Source organism: Maritimibacter sp. (assembly GCF_016774595.1).
GTDB classification, from domain to species: Bacteria; Pseudomonadota; Alphaproteobacteria; order Rhodobacterales; family Rhodobacteraceae; genus Maritimibacter; species Maritimibacter alkaliphilus.
Window position 1 is genome coordinate 666,655 of the sequence record NZ_JACBWT010000001.1, and the last position, 22,266, is coordinate 688,920.

At 60.4% G+C, this 22,266-nt stretch carries 17 protein-coding genes; 4 read left to right on the plus strand and 13 right to left on the minus strand.

The genetic code is table 11. The features are described 5' to 3' along the window. On the plus strand, positions 1-1,065 hold the full coding sequence (locus HOY44_RS03375; protein ID WP_287433038.1) for a capsular polysaccharide export protein, LipB/KpsS family: 1,065 nt from the start codon (positions 1-3) through the stop codon (positions 1,063-1,065). 102 nt (positions 1,066-1,167) lie between these two features. Next, entirely contained in the window at positions 1,168-2,661 is a 1,494-nt protein-coding gene (locus HOY44_RS03380) for a hypothetical protein (protein ID WP_287433040.1), read from the plus strand. A gap of 16 nt (positions 2,662-2,677) precedes the next feature. Here HOY44_RS03380 and metH read toward each other — a convergent pair whose 3' ends face one another. The 9 genes from metH to HOY44_RS03425 all read right to left on the minus strand — a co-directional run bounded on the left by metH (position 2,678) and on the right by HOY44_RS03425 (position 13,447). Beyond that, entirely contained in the window at positions 2,678-5,395 is a 2,718-nt protein-coding gene (gene metH / locus HOY44_RS03385) for a methionine synthase (RefSeq protein WP_287433041.1), read from the minus strand. Next, a complete protein-coding gene (locus HOY44_RS03390) occupies positions 5,388-6,437 on the minus strand; it encodes a homocysteine S-methyltransferase family protein (RefSeq protein ID WP_287433043.1) in 1,050 nt (349 codons plus the stop codon). The genes metH and HOY44_RS03390 overlap by 8 nt, the downstream gene beginning before the upstream one ends. 148 nt (positions 6,438-6,585) lie before the next feature. Continuing rightward, a complete protein-coding gene (locus HOY44_RS03395; RefSeq protein WP_287433045.1) occupies positions 6,586-7,665 on the minus strand; it encodes an NAD(P)/FAD-dependent oxidoreductase in 1,080 nt (359 codons plus the stop codon). A gap of 8 nt (positions 7,666-7,673) precedes the next feature. Next, positions 7,674-8,405, minus strand: a complete 732-nt coding sequence (locus tag HOY44_RS03400; protein ID WP_287433047.1) for a methyltransferase domain-containing protein — start codon at positions 8,403-8,405, stop codon at positions 7,674-7,676. Further along, positions 8,402-9,484: a type III polyketide synthase gene (locus tag HOY44_RS03405; protein ID WP_287433049.1), complete on the minus strand. Its 1,083-nt coding sequence runs from the start codon at positions 9,482-9,484 to the stop codon at positions 8,402-8,404. Before HOY44_RS03405 ends, HOY44_RS03400 begins: the two co-directional genes overlap by 4 nt. Before the next feature lie 70 nt (positions 9,485-9,554). Continuing rightward, positions 9,555-10,811, minus strand: coding sequence for a beta-ketoacyl synthase N-terminal-like domain-containing protein (locus HOY44_RS03410; RefSeq protein ID WP_287433050.1), 1,257 nt, complete (start codon positions 10,809-10,811; stop codon positions 9,555-9,557). Further along, positions 10,808-11,917 (minus strand): beta-ketoacyl synthase N-terminal-like domain-containing protein, encoded by a 1,110-nt coding sequence (locus HOY44_RS03415; RefSeq protein ID WP_287433052.1) that lies wholly within the window; start codon positions 11,915-11,917, stop codon positions 10,808-10,810. Before HOY44_RS03415 ends, HOY44_RS03410 begins: the two co-directional genes overlap by 4 nt. 34 nt (positions 11,918-11,951) lie before the next feature. After that, positions 11,952-12,236, minus strand: coding sequence for an acyl carrier protein (locus tag HOY44_RS03420; RefSeq protein ID WP_171042934.1), 285 nt, complete (start codon positions 12,234-12,236; stop codon positions 11,952-11,954). A 353-nt stretch (positions 12,237-12,589) separates the two neighbouring features. Then, positions 12,590-13,447, minus strand: a complete 858-nt coding sequence (locus tag HOY44_RS03425; protein ID WP_287433055.1) for a tyrosine-type recombinase/integrase — start codon at positions 13,445-13,447, stop codon at positions 12,590-12,592. Positions 13,448-13,680: 233 nt separating this feature from the next. Between HOY44_RS03425 and HOY44_RS03430 the strand changes: the two genes are divergently transcribed. Further along, positions 13,681-14,448, plus strand: coding sequence for a hypothetical protein (locus HOY44_RS03430; protein WP_287433057.1), 768 nt, complete (start codon positions 13,681-13,683; stop codon positions 14,446-14,448). A gap of 259 nt (positions 14,449-14,707) precedes the next feature. On the opposite strand, the gene HOY44_RS03435 is transcribed toward HOY44_RS03430, so the two are convergent. After that, the gene (locus HOY44_RS03435; RefSeq protein ID WP_287433058.1) at positions 14,708-14,974 is read right to left on the minus strand and encodes a hypothetical protein; all 267 of its coding nucleotides are present in this window, start codon (positions 14,972-14,974) and stop codon (positions 14,708-14,710) included. 627 nt (positions 14,975-15,601) lie between these two features. Between HOY44_RS03435 and HOY44_RS03440 the strand changes: the two genes are divergently transcribed. Continuing rightward, a complete protein-coding gene (locus HOY44_RS03440) occupies positions 15,602-16,027 on the plus strand; it encodes a hypothetical protein (RefSeq protein WP_287433060.1) in 426 nt (141 codons plus the stop codon). A gap of 285 nt (positions 16,028-16,312) precedes the next feature. On the opposite strand, the gene HOY44_RS03445 is transcribed toward HOY44_RS03440, so the two are convergent. The 3 genes from HOY44_RS03445 to HOY44_RS03455 form a co-directional block, all read right to left on the minus strand. Next, positions 16,313-17,653, minus strand: coding sequence for a hypothetical protein (locus tag HOY44_RS03445; protein ID WP_287433061.1), 1,341 nt, complete (start codon positions 17,651-17,653; stop codon positions 16,313-16,315). Positions 17,654-18,972: 1,319 nt separating this feature from the next. Continuing rightward, complete coding sequence (locus HOY44_RS03450) at positions 18,973-19,596, minus strand: sulfotransferase family 2 domain-containing protein (protein WP_287433062.1); 624 nt, start codon at positions 19,594-19,596, stop codon at positions 18,973-18,975. A 93-nt stretch (positions 19,597-19,689) separates the two neighbouring features. After that, positions 19,690-22,236, minus strand: coding sequence for a bifunctional glycosyltransferase/CDP-glycerol:glycerophosphate glycerophosphotransferase (locus HOY44_RS03455; RefSeq protein WP_287433064.1), 2,547 nt, complete (start codon positions 22,234-22,236; stop codon positions 19,690-19,692). Positions 22,237-22,266 lie beyond the last annotated feature (30 nt).

A 22,266-nucleotide genomic window follows, 5' to 3' on the forward strand; every position in this document is an offset into this window, starting at 1 on the left:
ATGAAAGACGCGGATGTCGTGCTCGAGGTTCCGGCGGCGTGGTTCGATAACCCGCTGGATTGCCTGCGGCACCAGCGTCTTTATGCCTCGATCCTCGTGGCGCTTGCCGACCTGTGTGTCACGGTTCGCCCGATCCGCCTGCCCTATGCCGCCGATGCCGCGCCGCGTGCGACGAAGCGGGGGCAGCTTGTCATCAGCTTTCATTCGCAGGGCGCCGAGGGGAACGTGCTTCGGCTGAAGGAATCCTATTGGCCGCCCTATTACACGGCCGACCCGCGCGGGTTCTCCGGGTTCTCGACACTCGCGCGAAACCCGGATGCGGTCGCGGACGAGGTGCGCAAGATCCCCAGACGTCAGGCGCGAAAGTTCGTCTCGGACATCCGGCAGGCAGCCCTGGACCGGAACGTGTCGAAATACGAACAGCCGGCCGAGCGCGATGCGAAGTTGCCGCGCGACTTCTACTTCCTTCCGCTTCAGACGGTCGAAGACCCGGTCGCGCAATTCGCCTATCTCGACCAGCTCGACGTGGCCGCCCAGCTTGCAAAGGTCGCGGCGGACACCGGCGCCGCAGTCGTCGTCAAACGTCACCCGCTGTGCAAATCGCAGGCGGTGGAGAACCGGCTTGAAGACCTGAACCGCGATTTCGCGAACCTGAGGCTATCGACTGCGTCGGTGCACCAGTTGATCGGGCAGTCGAAGGCGGTCGTCGGCTGCAACTCGGGCGTGCTGTTCGAGGCGCTGATCCACGGCAAGCCGGTCGTGAACTTCGGCAAGTCGGATTTCGAGATCGCGACGCGGTCGTTCAACCGGCTGGGCGAGCTGGGCGAAGCACTGGCCGATGCCGAACGGCTCGACCCGGAATTCCGCGACCGCTTTCTGACGTGGTTTCTGAAACTCCATTGCGTTCACGCCGCCGACACGCTCGCCCTGCGCGGCAGGATCGCCGAGGCGCTGAACGCGCTCGACATCGATTCCCACGGGTTCAATGAAGATCAGCTTCAGGTCTTCGAACACTTCGCGCAGATCGAGCGGGCGCGACGCGAGGAAATCCTGCATCCGCAATAGGGCGTGACGTCCGCAGGCTCCGGTTCGGCGGGCGCGGCGGGGCGAAGGATTGATCCCCTCGCCCGTTCTGCCATCCTGAACAGGCGCAACGGGGGACGGGTGGTGGCATCTGAAGGCATACTCTATTACGCGGACGCGCCGCGCTATTTCGCGCAGGCCGAGCGGTCGGTCGCTTCGCTCCGACGCGTCATGCCGAAGGTTCACGTGACCCTCGCCACCACGCTTGCGGATGTGGAGGTCGATGGCTTCGACGCCATCCGGCAGCTTGAGGTCGCCCCGGACGACCACACCCGGATCGGCAAGATCAGGGCCATCGCGACGGCGCCATACGACAAGGTGATCTATGTCGACACCGATACGATCTTCGCGGGCGATGTCGGTTCGATCTTTGCCGCGCTCGACGACTTCGGCCTTGCCGCAAGCCACGCGCCCATCCGGCGCTCGCCCGTCGGGGCCTGGGATGCGTCCTTGCCGGAATGCTTCACCGGGTTGAACGGCGGCGTTCTGGGCCTGAACCTGACCGACCCGGACACCGCCGCCTTCGTCGCGGCCTGGGAAGCCGCTTACCGCGACACCTCGGAGGTGACGCGGCAGGACCAGCCGTCGTTCAACCGCCTGCTCTACCGGTCGCGGGTCCGGTTCCTCGTCCTGCCGCCGGAATACAATTTCCGGGCGGAGTTTTCGAACCAGTCCAAAGGCGCGAACATGGGGGTGAAAGTCATCCATTCCCACGCCGTGAACGAAATGGACCGGGAGCGCACCGACGATCTGATCCGCAAGCTGTCGGACGACCGTTTCGCCACCTTCCTGCGCGACGAGGACGATATCGCGGTGCAGTTCACCAAGATGCCCACGGTCGCCGCGATGCCGCAGGTCGCCCGCAGCCTGTCGGACGCCCGACTGGCCGCCGCGCTGCGCGCCAGCCATATGTGGGACCGGGCGCGCGAGGGCCGGAACCTGCGCAACGAGGTGTTCGACATCCTGTCCGCGGACGCCGGGTTGAAGGTGCTTCAGATCGGCAATCCGGTCGCGCCGATCCTCGACCTCATCAACCGGGCGAGCGCGGAAGCCGCGATCTGCGTCACCGATCAAAGCTGGATCGAGCGGCTGGAGACCGGGATCACAAGCCCGTCCGCCCGCATCGTCGAGGCGGCCTTCGCGGTCGAGAACGGCGATCTGGAGGTCGTGCGCCGCGCGGACGATGTGCCATTAGGTGAGGTGATCGACCCTGCCACCGGGATCGAGGGGCTGTTACAACGCCTATTCCCAAGTCGCAGGCCCGACTGGGTGCGCACCCGCCGCCCGGCGCGGGTCTGGCCCGAGCTTATGACACTGGCGGGGATCGACGATCCGCAGGTCGTGGCGCTGGCGACAGCCGGGCGCGATCCCGAAGCGGTCGAGGCGTGCCTTGCGGCGATCGACGCGGGTGACATGCCGACCCCGAAATACATACAGGTCGAAGGCCGCAAGATCCCGCAACGCAGCCGTCGCGCCGTCCGCAAGGCCCTGCGCGGTGCCGGGTTCTGGGTTCTGGATCAGGGCGGGTCCGGTATCATGGCCGTGCACCCCGTGGCGCTCGGCCTCGTGTCGCGCTGAACCGCCGTGGCGCGGGTCACTCCGCCGCGATGCTGGACGCCTCGTTCGGGTTGTAGTTGAGGATCGGGGCAAGCCAACGCTCGACGTCCGCAAGGGTCATGCCCTTACGTTCGGCATAGTCCGCCGCCTGATCCCGTTCGATGTTCGACACGCCGAAGTAATAGGCTTCGGGGTGGCCGATATAGAGGCCGGACACCGACGACCCGGGCCACATCGCCATGCTTTCGGTGAGCGTGACCCCGGTATTGGCTTCGGCATCGAGCAGCGCGAACAGGGTGCGCTTTTCCGTGTGATCGGGCTGGGCCGGATACCCCGGCGCGGGACGAATGCCGCGGTAGGGTTCGGCGATCAGCTCTTCGGGGACGAACCCTTCGTCACGACCGTAGCCCCAATGATCCTTGCGCACGCGTTCATGCAGCATCTCGGCCATCGCTTCGGCGTAGCGGTCGGCCAGCGCCTTGACCATGATCGAACCATAGTCGTCGCCCGCCTGTTCGAACCGTTCCGCGATCTCGATCTCCTCCGGCCCGGCGGTCACGACGAAACCGCCCACGTAATCGGGCGTGCCCTCAGGCGCGACGAAATCCGACAGCGCCACGTTCGGGCTGTCCTTGCGCTTGGAATGCTGCTGGCGAAGCGTATGGAGCGTGGCGAGCGCGTCTTTGCGCCCCTCGTCCTTGAAGAGCCGGATGTCGTCGCCCACCGCGTTCGCGGGCCAGAACCCGACCACGGCGCGCGGCGCGAACCAGTCCTCGCCGATGATCCGTTGCAGCATCGCCTGCGCGTCAGCAAACAGGCCGCGCGCCGCTTCGCCATACTTCTCGTCTTCGAGAATGCGGGGATAGACGCCCTTGAGCTCCCACGTGCGGAAGAACGGGGTCCAGTCGATATAGCGCGCGATCTCGGCCAGATCCCAGTTCTCGATCACTTTCGGCCCGAAGAACGAAGGGGTTTCGACCTTGTAGTCCGACCAGTCGATCTTTTTCGCATTCGCCCGCGCCTTGGCCAGCGGCAGGCGTTCCTTGGCCCGTTCGCTGCGCTCGTGGCGTTCCGCGACCTCGGCATATTCGCTGCGGATGTCGTCGATATAGGGCTGTTTCTGGCTCTTGCTCAGAAGCGACGAGACGACGCCGACCGCGCGGCTGGCGTCGGTGACGTAAATCGCCTGACTGCGGGCATAGCGGGGCGAAATCTTCACCGCCGTATGAACCTTGGAGGTCGTGGCCCCGCCGATGAGAAGCGGCAGATCGAAGCCCTCGCGCTCCAGCTCGGAGGCCAGATGAACCATCTCGTCGAGCGACGGGGTGATAAGACCGGACAGGCCGATGATGTCGACCTTCCGCTCGCGCGCGACCTCAAGGATCTTCTGCGGCGGGACCATCACGCCCAGGTCGATGATTTCGTAGTTGTTGCAGGCCAGAACGACGCCGACGATGTTCTTGCCGATGTCATGGACGTCGCCCTTGACGGTGGCCATGAGGATGGTGCCCGCCGTGTCGCGCCCGCCCTCTTTCTCGGCTTCCATATAGGGAAGCAGCACCGCGACCGCCTGTTTCATCACGCGCGCGGATTTCACCACCTGCGGCAGGAACATCTTGCCCGCGCCGAACAGGTCGCCGACCACGTTCATCCCCGCCATGAGCGGCCCTTCGATCACGTCGAGCGGCTTTTCGGCGGCAAGGCGCGCGGCCTCGGTGTCTTCGTCCACGAATTCGGTGATGCCGTTGACGAGCGCATGTTCCAGCCGCTTTTCCACCGGCCACTCGCGCCATTTCAGGTCGCGCTTTTTCTCTTCGCGCCCCGCGCCCTTGAAGCGTTCTGCGAGGTCCAGCAAGTTCTCGGTCGGGCTGCCGCCGTTTGCGGGTGTGCGGTTAAGGACCACGTCCTCGCAGGCCTCGCGCAGGTCGGGGTCGATCTGGTCGTAAACGGCAAGCTGACCCGCGTTGACGATCCCCATGTCCATCCCCGCATGGATCGCGTGGTAGAGGAACACGGCGTGCATCGCTTCGCGCACCGGCTCGTTCCCGCGGAAGCTGAACGAAAGGTTCGAGACGCCGCCGGACACATGGCAATGCGGCAGGTTCTGCCTGATCCAGCGCGCGGCCTCGATGAAGTCGACGCCGTAGTTGTCGTGCTCTTCGATCCCCGTCGCCACGGCGAAGATGTTGGGGTCGAAGATGATGTCTTCGGGCGGGAAGCCCACGATTTCGGTCAGCACCTTGTAGGCGCGCGCGCAAATCTCGGTCTTGCGCGCGAAGGTGTCGGCCTGCCCGTCCTCGTCGAAGGCCATGACGACCACGGCGGCCCCATAGGCCAGACACAGGCTCGCCTGTTCGATGAACGCCTCCTCGCCCTCTTTGAGCGAGATGGAATTCACCACCGGCTTGCCCTGCACGCATTGCAGCCCGGCCTCGATCACTTCCCACTTGGAACTGTCGATCATGATCGGCACCCGGGCGATGTCGGGCTCGGCGGCGATCAGGTTCAGAAACTCGATCATCGCCTGTTTCGAGTCGATCAGCCCCTCGTCCATGTTCACGTCGATGATCTGCGCGCCGTTCTCGACCTGATCGCGCGCGACGTCGAGGGCGGTCGCGTAATCACGGTTGGTGATGAGCTTACGGAACTTGGCCGACCCGGTGACGTTCGTGCGTTCGCCCACGTTCACGAAAGGAATGTCTTTCGTCAGGACGAAGGGTTCGAGACCGGAGAGGCGGAGAAGCGGTTCAGGCATCGGTGTAGCTCGGCAATTTGCGCGGTTCGTACTTGGCGACGGCTTCGGCAATGGCGCGGATGTGGTCCGGGGTGGTGCCGCAACAGCCACCGACGACGTTCACGAGGCCCTCGCGGGCGAATTCCTCGACCTGCGGCGCGGTGTCGTCCGGCCCCTCGTCATACTCGCCGAAGGCATTGGGCAGCCCGGCGTTGGGATAGGCACAGATGAGCGCGTCGGCCACGTCGGACAATTCCTTGAGGTGCGGGCGCATCGCGTTGGCGCCGAGCGCGCAGTTGAGGCCCACGGTGAAGGGCCGCGCGTGGCGCACGGAATGCCAGAAGGCGGTGGGCGTCTGGCCCGACAGGGTGCGCCCCGAAGCGTCGGTGATCGTGCCCGAGATCATCACGGGCAGGCGTTTGCCATGCTCGGCAAAGGCCTCGAAACAGGCGAAGATCGCCGCCTTTGCGTTGAGCGTGTCGAAGATGGTTTCGATCAGGATCAGGTCGGCCCCGCCCGCGATCAGCCCCCGGATCTGCTGGCCATAAGCGCGGCGCAGATCGTCGAAGGTCACGGCGCGGTAGCCGGGGTCGTTCACGTCCGGGCTGATCGACGCGGTGCGGTTCGTCGGCCCCACCGCCCCCGCCACCCAGCGCGGCTTGCCGTCCTCAGCGGTTGCACGATCCATCGCACGGCGTGCGATCCGCGCACCTTGGGCGTTCAGGTCGTGAACCGCCTCTTCCATCGCGTAATCGGCCTGCGCGATGGTCGTGGACGAAAACGTGTTCGTCTCGACGATATCGGCACCGGCCATGGCGAAATCGTAGTGAATCCGCTCGATCTCGTCCGGTTGGGTCAGGATCAGAAGGTCGTTGTTGCCCTTCTGCGGATGGTCCGAGTGATAGGCGCAGCTATGCCCGCCATGCCCCAGAAAGGCGTCTTCATCGAGGCCGAGCGATTGTATCTGCGTGCCCATCGCACCGTCGAGAACGAGAATACGTTCGCGGGCCGCCCGTTTCAGGGCCGCCTCGGTGTCCGTGGGCGGAATGTTGAATGCGCGCATAGGTGTCCTGCTTTCTTGTGGGCGGTGTACGCGACCGGCCACGCGCATTCAAATTCATAAATCTACACAGAATTATGAGACTGGCTCATAATCTTTGGCCGCGTCGTAGGTGCTCTTGAATAAGCACGCGCCCATGAAAGCGGGTTTGTCAGCCGCCACGCGACCACTTGGCCCCGGCACTCAGCAACGTGGGCCACTGCGCCAGCCCGCCCACGATCGGCGGATGCAGCGCCTCGCGTTGCAGGACGACATCGAAGGCGCGAGCCACCGCGATCTGCCTGCCGAACCTCCGTTTCAGCTCCGCGCGATAGTCGCTGGTCGAGGCGCCGTTCAGCAGACAATCGGCAAGGCATTTGGCGGTTCCGAGGGCAAGCGACATGCCCTCGCCTGTCAGAGAGGGTGTCACCATCGCCTGATCGCCCACACGCCAGATCCCCGGCAGGTCCGGTTTGGCCCTCCACAGGCGAAAACCATAGGGCACGCCGCTGACCATCAGGGGCCGTTCGAAAAGGCGTGTGGCCCCGTCGAGCCGCAGCGCAAGGGACGGCGACACGGACCGGAGCCAATCGAGATAGCTTGCAGGGGTCAGCCCGTGTTCACGCCAGACCCCGGTTTCCATGGCGATGCTCAGGTTCGCGGCCCCGGCCCCGACGGGCATCAGCCCGGCATAACCGCCGGGGATGAAGTGGAGTTCGACCGCTGGGCCGAGGGCATCGCTTTGCTCGCCGGTCAGCCGCAGATGCTCCTTGATCCCGATCTTGGAATCCTTCGCCTTGGCCACGGTTCGGCGCAGGACACCGCGCACCTCATGCTTGCCTGTGGCGACGATCACATGGTCGGCGGCGATGGATGCGCCGCCTTCGATCTCGACCGCCCCCGGGGTGACACCCGTAGCGCGAACGCCGGTGCGAAGGTCCACCCCCGCCCCGGCGGCAAGGGTGCGCAGATGGGGGTCGAGCGTTGCGCGCGACAGGCCCGCCGCCCGAAAGGGCAACGGCGCCTCGGCCTTGGCCCGACCCGCAAAAAGCCGTGTTCGAGCGATCGGCACGGCCCCGAGCGCGGCGAGATCGACGCCGAAGCGTTCCAGCTCGCCGCAGGCCAACTGCCCCAGAAACTCGCCGCAGACCTTGTGGCTGGGCGTTCGGTCGCGTTCCAGCAGGATGACCTCGCGGCCTGCACGTGCGAGGTGGGTCGCGGTCGCCGCACCGGCAAGGCCGCCGCCGATCACCACGAACTCTACGATGGCCCAGCCCCTCCCGTCTGGCGGCCGAAGCCGAAGCGGAACGGGAACCACCACCGGAGCGTGAGACCGTCGGACGGCAGCCCCGCAGCCTCGGCCACGCGGTTGAGATCGTCACGGACGAACGCACGACGCACCGAAACCGGGCCGTCGTTGCGCACGAAGCGGTGAACCGGCCAGACCGCGAAGATGAGCGTCAGACCCCATGCGGAAATCCAGTGACGGTGCAAATCGTTGATGAACCAGCCGACCCGGCAGTTCCGATCCAGCCAGCGCACGAAATCGAGAAGTTCGGCATCGCCCAGATGGTGCGCGAAGAGAGAGCTGATGACGATGTCCGGGCGCCGGTCCTTTGGCATGTCGAAAAGGTTCATCACTTCCCACCGGATATTCGACGTGTCGGGCGTGGCCTCGGAGGCGATCCGGATGGTCGTCGGGTTCAAGTCGATGCCCAGCAGATCAACTTCGACCCCGCGCCGCGCGGCCCAGCGTTCGACCTGCCGAAGCATGTCGCCATACCCGCAGCCGATGTCGACGATGGTGACGCGATCCCGCCCGGCAACGGCGCGGTCCAGCCAGTGCAGGGTCGGACGATAGCCCATACTCAGGGCATTGACGCGGGACAGGTCACGCAGGCAGCGGGCGAGGTCCGTCTGCGGCACCGCCTCGGTATCCATCAACTCCTCTTCGTGGATGCGTCCGGGCAGCACGAAGCCTGCGTCCGTCATCCCTCGGCCTCCGAGAACACCATGCTTTCGACGCTGACGCCGGGGCCAAAGCCGATGGCGACCCCTGTGCGGCCCGAGCGCGGCTCGGCCAGCATCCGGCTGAGAACGAAAGGAAGCGTCGCCGAGGACATGTTGCCGAAGTCATTCAGCACGCCGCGCGAATAAGCGACGTCATCGGCGGACAGGTCCAGCGCCGCCTCGACCGCGTCGATGATCGTGCGCCCGCCGGGATGGATCGCCCACAGGTCGATGTCGCGCCCGCCCGCGTCCGCCGCGAGCGTTTCGAAGTGACCCGGCAGGTTCTTGAAAATCGTGCGCGGCACCCGGCCGGACAGCCACATATCGAACCCGTTGTCGCCGATGTCCCATGTGATGTGGCCTTCGCTGTCAGGCAGCATGTCGGAGCGGAACGCTTCGAGTTTGAACCCCGTGGGCTCCGCGCTGACCAGCGCGGCGGCGGCCCCGTCGGCGAAGAGCATGAACATGAGCGCGGTCTGGAGCGGGGCGTTTTCCTGAAAGTGCAGCCCGCAAAGCTCGATGTTGAGGACAAGAACCTTGGCGGTCGGGTCCGCCGTCACGATGTGGCGCGCGGTCTTGTAGCCGTTGATCGCGGCGTTGCAGCCCATGAAGCCGATCAGCGTGCGCTCGACCGTCGAGGGCACGCCATGCGCGTTGACCATGTGGTGATCGATCCCCGGCGCCGAGAACCCGGTGCAGGTGCAGATGACCAGATGCGTCAGCCCCTCGGCCCAGTCGGGACCGGCCTGCCCCGCCAGATCGGCGATGGCGCCGTCGACAAGGGCCGGGGCTTCGCGCGAATACCGCTTCATGCGCGCGCCCGTCGAAGGGAACGCGCCGGGGCGGTAGAACCCCTCGGCGTCGTAGCGGTCGGTCCATCGCGACGGGTCCGCAGGCTCCAGCGTCGAATAGCGATGGTTGATGCCTGCACGCCGCGCCATCTTGGCGAAGCTCTTGCGATCCGTCTCGGAGGTCAGGAAGTAGGGCGCGATTTCGAGATACGGCGCATGGACATCATGGGCCGGCACCGCCGTTCCGATTGCGTTCAGATATGCAGGCATGTCGCTCCCGATCGGTTTTGTTATGTCTAGCACGTCACATGGCGCGTGCGGGCATTTGTCTCGGACCGCCTCACGGCTCGGCCGAAAGCACGAGGCAGACGTTCTGCCCGCCGAAGCCGAAGGAATTGCTCAGAACATGCGTGACATCGGCGGGTCGCGCCACGTTCGGCACGACGTCGAGCGGGATCTCCGGGTCGGGCGTTTCATGGTTGATGGTCGGAAGCAGCGTCTGCTCGGCGATCATCAGCAGCGACGCCGCCGCCTCGACCGCCGCCGCCGCGCTGAGCATGTGTCCGGTCATGGATTTGAGCGACGACACCGGAAGGTCCGGGGTGCGCGGACCGAAGACGAGCCCTATGCCGACGCTTTCGACCCGGTCGTTTTCGCCCGTCGATGTGCCGTGCGCGTTGACGTATCCGATGTCCTGCGGCGCAAGGCCCGCATCGGCGATCGCAGCGGCCATCGCCGCCCCCACCGGGCCTGCGTCCGGGCGCTGGCGGATGCGGTGATAGGCGTCGAGCCGTTCGCCCACGCCGCGCACATACCCCAAGATGTTCGCCCCACGGGCATGGGCGGCCTCGGCCCGTTCGAGGACAAGCGCCCCGGCCCCCTCGCCCGGCACGAACCCGTCCCGCGTCTTGTCGAAGGGGCGCGACGCGGTTTCGGGGCTGTCGTTCCGGCGCGACAGCGCCGACAGCAGGCCGAAGCGCAGAAGCATTTCCGGGCTGACCGAAGCATCGGCCCCGACGGCGAGCACCCGGTCGACCTCGCCCCGCCGGATCGCTTCGACCCCGATCTGGATCGCCGTCGCACCGGACGAGCAGGCCGTGGTGATGGTCACGGGCCGCCCGACAGGCTTCACGCGGGCCGCCAGCCGCCGGGTCGTGCCGTCGAACCGCAAGACATCGAAAAGACCGCTGTTCTTGGCCGCGCCGACCATACGGATCAGGTCGCCATAGCCAGTGGCCCGGCCCCCGGTCGCCCGGTCCAGCGCGATCCGGTCGGACCATTCCATCTGGATCGGCGGGATGCCAACGACGAGCTTGCCGGGAAACGCCGTCCCCGGCTCCTGCCCGGCCTGCGCCAGCGCCTCGTTCGCGGCCATGAGGGCCAGCTCGGCGGTGCGTTCGGTCGGTCTGAGCGCGGGGTCGCAGAACGCATCGACCGTTGCGGCGAACCGCGTGGCAAGGCCTTCGGTCGGGAAACGCTGCACTGGCGCCGCCCCCGATTGCCCCGCGCGCATCGCCGCCCAGTTCGCCGCAGCGCCTTGACCGAGCGCGGTCACGATGCCGATCCCGATGACGGCGACGGACCCGGTCCCGCTCATGCCATCGCCTCGACCACAAGGGCCGCCGCCCCGCTCTCGCAGGCCGTGGTCGCCAGAACGCGCCCTGCACGGCCGGACCGCACCGAAAGCGCCGAAAGCGCGACCGCGAAAGGAAACGCGGCTTCGACCGCATGTCCGACGAGATCGGCAGTGGCGGTCACCGGCGTGTCGGGATGGGCCGACCTGAGGCCCTTCACCGCATCGGCGGTCACAGGCTGCGCCCCGGACACGCTGGTGTAGATCGCGTCGATGGACGGGCCGGACGCCACCTGACCGAGGATGTCTTCGAACGCCGGGCCCTCCGCCGCAACGCTGACAGGCGACACCCCGGCAAGCGGCCCCGCCCCGCGATCCTGCGCGGCCCGCGCGCTCTCCAATACGAGGAAGGCCGCCACGCTGCCCGGCACCACGCCCCGACGCGCCGGATCGAGAACCGAGGGCACCGCATCCGACGCAAGTCTGTCGCCCAGAGCCAGTGCAAGCATCAGGTCGGGACGTTCAGCATCCAGAACCCCGCCGACTATGATCCTGTCGCATTGGCCCGCGGCCACCCGCGCAATCGCATCCGCCATCGCATCGACCCCGGCCATGTCGTCCCCCATGAACGTCCGCGCGCCACCCCCGACCCCGAGAATGATCGCGAGGTTTCCGGCGAGCATGTTGGACAACTGACCCAGCAGAAAAGAGGGCCGCAGTTTTCGCGCCTGCGCCGCCACGAGATCCGCGTCGGGCTCGGGCGAGGCACGCAGATCGGCGAGCACCTCGAAATCCACCTCGACTTCGCGCGCACCGCCGTTGGCACAGATGTTGAGATAAAGGCTGTCGAGCGCCGCCGTGCCCAACAGACCGGCATCGCCCAGCGCCTGTCGCGCCGCCGCCACCCCAAGATGCTGCCACGGTTCCATTTGCCGTCGGTCGCTCTTGCTAGGGATCGCCTCTGCGACGTCGAAGGGCGCGGCGCGGTAGACGGAATACGGGTTGAAGGCCGCCCTGTCGGGCTTTGGACGCGTGCCGTCGAGGGCCGCAAGATGCGCCGCGCCCGTCGCACCACAGGCCGAAATCACACCGACACCCGAAATCACGACTTCGGTCGCGCGCCCCGTCACCGCACGCGCCCGGTCGTTGATCCGTGATGCACCACTAGGCTTCGGCTTTCTGGGCGACCAGCCTGTCGATCCGTGCGCAGAAGGCGTTCATGAGCAGTTCGGGCGCCTGTATGGCCTCCTGCCCGTCGCGCTCTTCCCCGAAGTCCTCGATGGGCAGTTCGATGTCGAATTCCCGCTCCAGCGCGAAGACGACGTCGAACAGGTCGACCGAGTCGAGCTTGAGATCCTCGACGAGGTGACTGTCCTCCCGGATTTCGTCTCTTTCGACATCTGACCACTCGGCAATGATCCCGGCCACCCTGTCAAATGTCGTCGTCACCGCGCTCCCCCCGATTTGCGTCCCCCCTCCACGGAAGGGGAAGCCGGCGGGCTTGTCAATCGTTCAGGCCGGATGATGGGCGACGCGCGGCGGTTGTGGCCAACGGGTTTCGTCGGGGGTCCGCCTGTGACGGCCAGAGCGGCGGAGGCGTCGGTTCAGGTGCGAGGCGTTCTGGTGAAGTGGTGCCCGGGGGCGGAATCGAACCACCGACACGAGGATTTTCAATCCATCCTAAGGGGTTAGGGAATGTCTGGTGGGAAAGGACGAAGCCTCGGCGCATGCAACGCCGAGGCTCCCGATCCGAGGGCACAGTTTCTTTCCGCGCCGTAGCTCGCCTGCTTTGTCAAAGGCGCTCAAGCGGCAAGGAGGTCACGCTCCAGCTTTTCGAACATAGCAACGTCTTCCTCCGCGTTCTCAAACAGGTGTCCGTAGGTATCCATCGTCATAGTAATTGACGCGTGCCCCAGGAGCGTCTGAATCTTCTTCGGATTCCACCCCTGTTCGATGAACAGCGATGCCGCCGCGTGGCGAAGCGCGTGGATGCCGAATTTCGCCTCGCCAGCTTCATTGACAATACCATTCGAAACGAGCATCGGCTTGAACACGCGATTGTAGATGTTGGAGTAGTTCTGAACCTTTCCAACGCCGTTCGGAAACACGAGATTGAGTTCGTTCGGTTTCGATGAAAGCTGCCACTCACGGAGCGTCTTCAGCACTGTCGGCGACATCGGGATTTCACGCACCCCTGCCCGGCTCTTAGGATCTCCAATCACGCAGTATTCGTCTGCGCGCTGGAAGACCTTGATTGTGCCCCGGTCAAAATCGACACCGGCCCAACTCAGTCCCCGAAGTTCGGAGATCCGCATGCCAGTGAAGATCGCAGTGACGAACATCGCGCGATGGGAGTCCGGCGCCTTCTCAATGATCGTGCGGATCTCGTCTTTCGTCGGGACTTCGACTCGCTTGTTATCACTAACCATGATCTTTTTGACTTGCGCCTGAGAGACACCTCTATCGATCAGGCTGTCCTTGAAGTCGCGGACGTCGCTGCGTTTGAGCTCAGTGAGCAGAAGATGACCTATCTTCGGTTCAATGTGGACCCGGGCATGGCTACGGTATGCTTTCATGGTCGACCGTTCGAGTTGGTTGCGTTCACAGGATTTCAGCCACGCTTCACACGCGACATAGACGGTCTTTGAGGGCGCAGTCATAGGGGGATTTCCTTCAATTTTCGACGATGAACATATTATAGCATTCAAGATGTTCGCCGTCGGGATGAATCCCAGTATGCCACTGAAATTTCTGATAGTTTCCCACAAAATAGCCGCTCAACACGCTCGTTTTTGCGTTCCAGACCTAGCTGAACCCCCTCATAACCCCTAGCTATCCCCGTGGAGAAACAGCTAGTTCAAATGCTGGGCTCATGAGGGATTTGCATTTACGCATGACTACGCAAACGAAAATATCCAGCGCCGGCTCGATAGGCTATGTTCTTGTTTCGCATGGCGCGATAAACGGACGATTTATCGGAAAGCTACCCGGAGCGCGTATGCAAATAGCAAATATCGCGACATGGTGGGAACTTTCGAGTCCCGAGAAACTACCCTGCGCATATGAGTATCGACGGAAACCTAGATCTCTTGATGATCTTCCCATCTTGCGAGTTCTGCTCGAAAGGGCGGAACGCATCGGAAATGGCCTCGTTCTGATGGACGACCTTAGTAGGCTCTTTCGCAATTGTCCTTTGCCGTATCGAGAACCCTTCTTTCGGGAAATCTCGGCCTATCGCCGGCACATCTTCGGCATTCGGCAACGCAAACGCCTTGGTGAACTGTCAGAAGATCATGCTAAAATATTGGTCGCGGTCGCGGGCCGAAGTGAGTTCAACATTGCCGGCGTCAAACGTCGGGTGTTTGATGCAGAAGGACGGGACGACTCTGTAAGGATCGCCGCCCAAGCAAGTTTGATCGCGCGCAAGAAAAACGCGGCAAGAAAAGCGATCATGCTTGCAGAAATTCGCGACGAAATTGAGAGCAGGGACGGCAAGGCAACACTCGCTTCGATTGCTATGACGGCCAATGAAAAGGGGCTTCGAACAACACGGCACAAGCTTTGGAGCGCATCGAGTGTCAAACGGGCGCTAGACACCTTTGATCAAACCGAAGTAGCAACAGCCTCTTTTGAGGAAGACGGCCTAGACCCCGAAACATAGAAGAACCCTTCGGCTGGCTGAGTGCGTCACCTGAGCACCTTTCCTTTTCACCGCACTCTCCCGCTTCGCCAACGACGGAGCGCACCTATCCACACCAGGATACGCTTGGTGGAGAGACTATTCACGGCCTGTTGAAACGTCCTGAAGATCATTATTCGGTCTTGGCGTTTTGGGATCGAGGGATCTCATACTCGGCGGCCCTGCCGATCCAGCATATTTCGAAATGACCCGTAACCTCGTGTCCTGCTGGACGAGCTGCCTATTCCAGGGAAACCTGCCCAACTCCTAAGTCTGACATGAATGCTGTGGCGCCAACTTGAAGCGCACGAATGGCCTCATCCCGGGCGGACTTGTCCGACCTGAACGAGTCATCCCAGACGTGACTGGTTCCTTCGGGATCAATAACCTCGAGTGACCAATCGACGTCATGTTCAAGGCGAAAGATTTCAATCGCAAACGGGAGGCCGTCGACCAAAATCCGTTGGCTTTTCGAGGATCGGATCAGGGTTGGGTCATCGTTCGTCATCGTAATTCCCTCCTAGACGGTGGCGAACCGCATAGTTCGCGAAACATATTCACCCGCTTCGACTTTTGCGAAACAGTGTTCCGCAGATTTGTGCCATCGTTGGTGTGGCGACTATAAGGTATGAAAAACCGTCGCTGATCATGGACGCGGTTTCGTTCATTTGATGGTCACATCGGCGCTCGGCAAGAGTTCAAGTCCAATGAATCTACAGGTGTGAATGGAGTAAGTTTGTGCGTCGTCAATCTCCCTTCTCGCTGGACCAGAACAGGTCATGAATGGCAACTTACGCCGCTTGCTGCATCCTTCCGGATCGCCCCAGAATGGGCCGTAGAAGCGTCCTCCGCTTCGGCCAGTGGTCGACAGCGGAAAAAGCGAGCCGGGCACTCTACGGCCCGGAGAATGGCTCTGGCGCGCTATCTATGCTGGATGGTGAGGCGTTGGCACATCCTCCGCGATTGATCCCCCGGCCCTACCAGTTTCCACGTGCCGTCGCGGCCGGTTCGCTCTGCAGGCCGTGGCATGTTCACGAACTCTGGTAGGGCGACCAACCCAAGCGCGAGGCGCTCAATCGCGTGACTATCAACACGTATCGCGCAAACGAAACGTCGACACGCAATGGAGCACCTGATGACCAAACCCCGTAAGACCCCGTCCCCCACCGCCATCTTCCTCGATCACGCGATCTCTGCCTCGGGTCGCACCCAGAAGGAGATCGCCGAGGATGCAGGTTTCCCGAAGCCGAATGTGCTCTCGATGATGAAACTCGGTGCCACCAAGGTTCCAATCGACCGGATCCCGGCGCTGGCAGAAGCCCTCGTGGCGGACGCGGATGAGTTCCTCGATCTGGCGCTGCGCGAGTATCATCCCGAGATCTACGAAGTGCTCACGGATGGCGAGCTGGGCCTGTCCGACGACGAACTCATGTTGATCACGATCTACCGCACGGCCTTCGCCGGGTCGACGCTTCCCATGACACAGGACGTGAGTGACCTCATCGCCAAGATCTTCCGGCTCATCTGGCTGGTGCAGTTCGAAGCGTCGGTAAACGGCTGAGTGTCAACTTTTTTGGGTGGTTTTTCGGCCGACAGCCGGACGACCACCCGTCACCACTGAGTTGTCCGCGCCCCTTGTTTCGCGATCCGTGTGGCGTGGCAGCATATTGGGCGACCTGCACCTGATCGGCCGGGGCTCTATTTACTTCTTAAGACAGCCACGGAGCTGGAGGGACACCACCTTTCACGGCGAATAGATCAGCAGACAACAGACACGAAGATGGAAAAGCGATCGGGCGCCCGCCCCAACATCGAGCCTCTCACCATTCCGGGTCATGCAGGCGCTTCACACTGCCTTCCCCGCCTTCTCCCCCTTCCGCCTCCACCTCCCTGTCAGACGCTTCAACGCATCCGTCACACGAGCCGTCGTCTCGGCATCGACCGTCATGTGGCCCTTCCCGTTCAGATCGAAGTTCGCCTTGCCATGCGGTCTCTTCGCATTGCCTTTCTCTTCAATCTGCTTTGCGTGCTGATACTGTCGCAGCCCACAGACACCCGACCGTGCAAAGATCTCGATCTCCGTCTCATCCGGCAACAAGGAGTTCTCCTTCGAACAGGCCACCGTCGGGATGTGGAAGTTGAAGCCCGCCGTCCTCAGCCTCTCGAACGTGAACCCGCTCAAGTCCCCCAGACTCTCAAGACCGATTGCGCCCGGAACGTCATGATCATCTCCTTCCCAGTCACCGTCGGTCTTCAGCATCGTCAATTCAATCCGGCTTCGTCTCTTCTCGTGGGGCAACATCTTCGCCGTCTCACCGCGTCGTTCATCATGCGTCTTGTCCTGCAGCCGCCACATCACCGGACCCTGGTTCTGCCCGACATAAACCGTCGCTTCGATCGGCGCAGAATGGTGGTTGTTGGCGATAGATGCTGATCGCAGGAAGCCATTAACATCATGCTTCGACATCAGCCGCTTGAACCGCGCTTCTCCGTCTCGTTGCTTCGGCTCGTAGATAAGGTGTTTCGCCTTCTTGTCCCTGCCCACCCATCGCGGTCGATCTGCATAGTGATCATTGAACAAATCACTCGGCGCAAAGTGCTTGCGCAGATGCTCCGACATCTTCAGACGCATCAGCGTCCGCTCACGGTCCGTGATTTCTCCGGCATTGTTCGGATAGACATCCACGGCCACTTCGATCCCAGTCACGGGGAAGGTCACGCAGGGCGTCTCTGTGTCGACCTCAATATTCCCAGTCGACATCAACGCCGCGATTGCAGCGTCGACGAGTTTCGGCGTCGGATCCTGTAGCCGCACCCAGAAGATCCGGCCTGTCGTGTTCCCCTTCGCTGCGCCAGACTTTCTCGACCGCACCGAACCACCGACCCAGGTCTTCGGCGAGAAGCCTTTTGCGACCAGAGCCTTCTGGAGAAGATCGTGGACGTGGCGCGACTGGGTGGTCTCAATTGTTCGAACCTCGAACTCGACCCAGTCAATTTCTGGGCGGAATTTGTAGTCCCGCAGACCCAGCATTGGTCGCAATTCGAACCGCCCTGTCCGCTCACCCCTGGTGTTCGTCTGCTCGGATATTTCGTAGTCGAGGCTCAGTTCATCTGGATCGATGCCGGGTGCCGTGCTCGCAATGTCAGTCGATCGGATCGGAAACGAGCGGATCTTCGTCGGGGTCATGGTTCATGTCTCTCATTCAGGCGCGGACCGGCGCGCCTTTGCGTTGCGTTTGAACTCCTGATCCCATTGGCCCCGTAGAGCCACGGAGCGGGCCACTGGGCGCATGTAACGCTCTTCGGCATGCCTTGCGCCACCGCGAACGAACTGCCGCTCTACGGGCCATCTGAGCGCGCATATCTCAAGCCGCAGCCAGTCGTCTTGTAATGTCATGATCCTGCCCTTGCGTCCGGTCCGCATAACGGTGTCCGGTCGCCACATTTCTCCCCGCAGGTCTGACTGATCTGTGTCTCGTCGGAGCGCATTCAAGATCACCGAGGAAACAAATATTTCGCTGGTCAGTGTGAAGGCATTTTCGAAGCATCGCCGTTCATGTTTGTGGAAACGTCTTGGACGGTCTACTCTCATCCAGCGTGATCGTGGATCAGCGTGCAGGCTCGAATGACGACGTCCCTTTCGGCGTCGGGCTTGCGCGCCCTCACGCTCCGCACGCCCCGTCACCAAGCTTGAGATCCCTCGCGGGGGCGGATCACCACAACGAGTTTACCCAACGTAAACTTAGGTGCCACGGTCGGCCCGCGTGACTTTGACAGAAGCGCGGCAGCGGGGCGAGGAACGCCCTCTCTCGACCCGCTGCCGTGTCACGGGGACAATTCATTCCCGACACGAGCAACACCACCTACTCAGCGCGCAAGAGCTGTCTCGCCATCGGAGGTCATATCCGGGACCGGCCCGCCAATTTCGGTCGTCAGCCCGCCCCTGAACGGCCCCATTCAGTCTTCGCCGAAGCTTCGCCCGGAAATCTCACGGAGCGGCCCGTAGAGCGTCATTCCTCCGTTTTGACTGTATCACACCCGCCATGACCTCAAGGCCCCCTAGCGGCCCGCTCCAGCGCTCTGAAGGGCATCGGAGCACTGCACATCCCCTCCCTTGCGTCCTGCAGGGAACCGGGAAAGGCTTCACCCGCGCCTACCAGATGAGACCAATTCAAAGCGGACGGCTAGCACCGGCTGCATGAAGTCCTAGGATGTAAGGTCGCTCGATAGAAGGTGCTTCAAATACAAATCCCTACTTGTCCTCGGATCCTTGGATGGCCGAGTGCTGCTCAGTCGACCAGAATCTAGAGCCATTAACCTCATAATCGGTCGAGTGAGCGTTCGCGACCAAACAAACGGAGTAATGGCAGACGGCATTGAATGACGTCACCCAATGGAACACTTCGAAAAAAGAAACGGCTGGCGTCACGCCAATCCGATATTTTTCACCAAAGAATCAAAAAATCTAAGCCACGATACGCCAACACCCAAAGCGACCGACAAACCTCAAATTACGTTGAAATTTTCGGGAACGTCTTTCCTACTATAATCAAAATCATCAAAATCTCGCCGATAAAAGTCATAAATCGCATCCAGCGTATTCCTGTCAACGTCGATCATCTGAATCTCACTGCTGTTTTCTCTGGGTGGAGCAACATCAATTGGCTTTAACCCGAGATTCGCTGCGATATGATCCAGCACTACGTTCACACCATCTTCGAGCTTGAAAACCGCCGTTTCCGGTCCGATAAAATCAACCTGGGGGCGAATATGATTGTCTGCAGCAATTGCATGCTTTTCGTATAAACCAAAATAAAACTTCACCCATTCCTTAAAAACTTCGCGTTTAGCCGTCCCCAATCGAAGCTGCCAAAAATACTCGCTGGCCAACCTCGAGTAAGGATTTCTAACTACAGTAAAAGATGAGTCGTAAAAGTCGCGCGGAATCCACCGCGACAAAACATCCCAATGTATATGCTGAGGCGTGACAGAATGCGTCCCAACTCGCGTTCTAGAGTGTAAGGCAATCCTGGCGGAGGACTGAGCCACAAACTTATGGATAGATGAACCAGCAGTCTTGGGGATATGGATGTAAAGGAGACACCGCGCTCCATTTTTATATAACGGCACTACACCCAACCCTCACCATGAACATCGAGCCAAAAACAATGGCGATTGCCTACGCGGACAAGAAGGAAGATAGATCTATTCCAGTGCATCAAACTATGCAGCGCCATGATCAACTTCCCCTAAAATTAAAGTCGAATAGATCCGCTCACAACACTTACCATCCCTGAAAGGAAAAGCACTCAAGCGACGTTGAGAAAACATCGGGTGCTCATCTCCCGAAAAGACGTCCTCAAGATATTCCAAAATGCTATCATTAGAATTGCAGACCGGACCAAATCCATCCTTTGGATATTCAAAATATCCCGGTCGATATACATGATTTCCCTCAATTAGCGCGGATTCAAAGTCGAAATGATAGTAGACTACCGGCCTATTTAAATATGCCACCTCAAAAGCAACGGACGAGTAATCGGTGACACAGCAAGCTGATCTAGCAATCAAGTCCTGATACTTTAAATCACCATTTACATAAAAAATCGACACATGTTCAGGAACCTCCATGCAATCTAGATACATCTGCATGTTAGGATGCGGAGCAAAAACAATCGTTTTTCCGAATTTATCAGCCACTCTATGCAAGCCCTCGTCTCGAATGAAGCTACCCCATTTCCTCGCATATTCCGTCGCCAGGAAGTCCTGAACTGGATACTTCTTCATACTGCCGACTTGCTGCTCGAAATTCGTCAGATAGCGGCGCCAAGTTGGTGCAACAAGGATAAATTCATCAGTGCAAGTCTTGGAAGCAAGTGCATCATGTCGCGCAAACCCCGTGAGAACAACTTCTTTCGATCCATACAGATATGGGCTCGAAGGACTTACTATCGAACGATGCTCCGCTTCCGACGCCGTTGTCATGAAACGAAAGTCCTTGCCGTTAATCCACGCAGAAAGGTCATCCTTAGTAACACCATGTTGAAGAAAAACAAATTCATTGGTTGACAGGTCAGAGGTAGCTTCCCGGCCAAAGGGGTGCCTGATAAACTCGTCAGCATGAGACGATATGATGTAGCTGGAGTTGACGACCGCGAAAAAATGTTCATCAGAAAATGCGTCAATCAAGCGAAACCCTTCGGCCGCTAAACGCTCCCAATCCGGTGAGCTTCTTGATATAACGAAAAAAATTTTCTCCCTATGCGCGGTACCCATTAGATAGCGGTACAGATGCTCGGCATTGTCGTCGGCTCTTTGATCGTGATCAGTGAGGAGCCAGCAACCGGCGAATTTTTCCCGAACTGGCCGAGTGAGTGATTTTACGCGCAGATGATTGGTTCGTGCATCCAAGGTCTCACGCATGGCCCTGCGTGGATTAAGGGCATCTAAAACCTCTAGGACGGTGGGGTCTGACCCCAACATTTTTCCACCGACACGAAGCTCGCACAGCACATCGTTGAACCGAGCAGTGATGACCGAGCCGACCTTTGCTTGTATCCAGCACTTGTGTTTTATGTAATACGGCTCTCCAAGAAGCTCAACACATTGACTCTGTTCATCAACCTCGGTCACTTGCTCGCCATCGACAAAAATTCTAACTCCATCATTTTCAGTCGGTGGAGTGACCCATCGTAGGGCCAGTTGATCAGAACGAGCGTCCCACCGCACTACTTCAATTTCATTGTGGATCGGAGATTCCTCGAAATACTTAGATAGCAGACCGACTTTATGCTGCTGATTGCATCCGGCCAATTGACGCCGTTTGATAATGTCAGGCCCAATCTCACTCCATATCCTTTTAAAGAGTCCCTCAAATTCTGCACGTTCTTGAGGTGTGAGGATCGCCAACCTCTGCTCCTGGTTCTCAAGATGACGGACACGCCACATCATATCATACATGCATATGGCCCTAACAAATTCTGGCAGTTTTCGCCGCCGCCGTTTAGCCTCCTCGATGAATGGAAGGAATCCATACTTTAGCTCGTCAATATACCAACCGACCTTAGTCTTTTGACCATCAAGCGCCGAGGACGCATCTTCTCGCTTCCGGTAAAAATATTTCGCCTCCGGGACAAATGTTATTTGCTTCCGCGGCTCACGAAGGACGAGCTGATTGACGAACAGTCTGTCTTCGAATGATGGTTTGACCCTCGCATCGAACTGCAGTCGATGTTTTTTTATGGCGTGTCGCCGCATGAATACGCAGTTAGCGCTTGACGGAAAATAGGTTTCAGGGTCCTTCGTATTTCTTGTAACAATACCTTTGTTGAAACGATAACGCATCGGGTGACGATCGATTGCCGTCTTGGATGCTTCATTGTAAACTATGTAGTTGGCATGAACTATGAGATTTTTTCTCTTTTTTAGTTCGGGAAGTATTTTTTCAAGGTATTTCTCATCAAAAAAATCATCTGGATCTGGAAAGCTAACCCATTCACCATTGGCATGCTTTAGACCTGTATTTCGAGCAGCGCAAACGCCTTCATTTTTCTGATCTATCACTTTCATTACGCCGTGGTATTGTGCTTGCCATTGCTTCAGAATGTAGATTGTGTCGTCGGTCGAACCGTCGTTCACGACTATCAATTCTAAGTTTTCAACGCCAGAGGACTGCTTGACTATACTTTCGAAGAATTCATTCAAATATTTCGATACGTTGAACGCAGGCACCACAAAAGTTATAAAAGGATCACTATTTTTCTTAAGCATCGCTCGTCGCACCGTTCCTTACTGCCTTTT

Excerpts from the sequence above, each read along its gene's own strand:
- HOY44_RS03430 (WP_287433057.1), top strand. The coding sequence starts at position 13,681 with ATGACTACGCAAACGAAAATATCCAGCGCCGGCTCGATAGGCTATGTT.
- HOY44_RS03390 (WP_287433043.1), bottom strand. The coding sequence starts at position 6,437 with ATGCGCGCATTCAACATTCCGCCCACGGACACCGAGGCGGCCCTGAAA.
- HOY44_RS03375 (WP_287433038.1), top strand. The coding sequence starts at position 1 with ATGAAAGACGCGGATGTCGTGCTCGAGGTTCCGGCGGCGTGGTTCGAT.
- metH (WP_287433041.1), bottom strand. The coding sequence starts at position 5,395 with ATGCCTGAACCGCTTCTCCGCCTCTCCGGTCTCGAACCCTTCGTCCTG.
- HOY44_RS03400 (WP_287433047.1), bottom strand. The coding sequence starts at position 8,405 with ATGACGGACGCAGGCTTCGTGCTGCCCGGACGCATCCACGAAGAGGAG.
- HOY44_RS03435 (WP_287433058.1), bottom strand. The coding sequence starts at position 14,974 with ATGACGAACGATGACCCAACCCTGATCCGATCCTCGAAAAGCCAACGG.
- HOY44_RS03455 (WP_287433064.1), bottom strand. The coding sequence starts at position 22,236 with ATGCTTAAGAAAAATAGTGATCCTTTTATAACTTTTGTGGTGCCTGCG.
- HOY44_RS03425 (WP_287433055.1), bottom strand. The coding sequence starts at position 13,447 with ATGACTGCGCCCTCAAAGACCGTCTATGTCGCGTGTGAAGCGTGGCTG.
- HOY44_RS03405 (WP_287433049.1), bottom strand. The coding sequence starts at position 9,484 with ATGCCTGCATATCTGAACGCAATCGGAACGGCGGTGCCGGCCCATGAT.
- HOY44_RS03440 (WP_287433060.1), top strand. The coding sequence starts at position 15,602 with ATGACCAAACCCCGTAAGACCCCGTCCCCCACCGCCATCTTCCTCGAT.
- HOY44_RS03410 (WP_287433050.1), bottom strand. The coding sequence starts at position 10,811 with ATGAGCGGGACCGGGTCCGTCGCCGTCATCGGGATCGGCATCGTGACC.
- HOY44_RS03445 (WP_287433061.1), bottom strand. The coding sequence starts at position 17,653 with ATGACCCCGACGAAGATCCGCTCGTTTCCGATCCGATCGACTGACATT.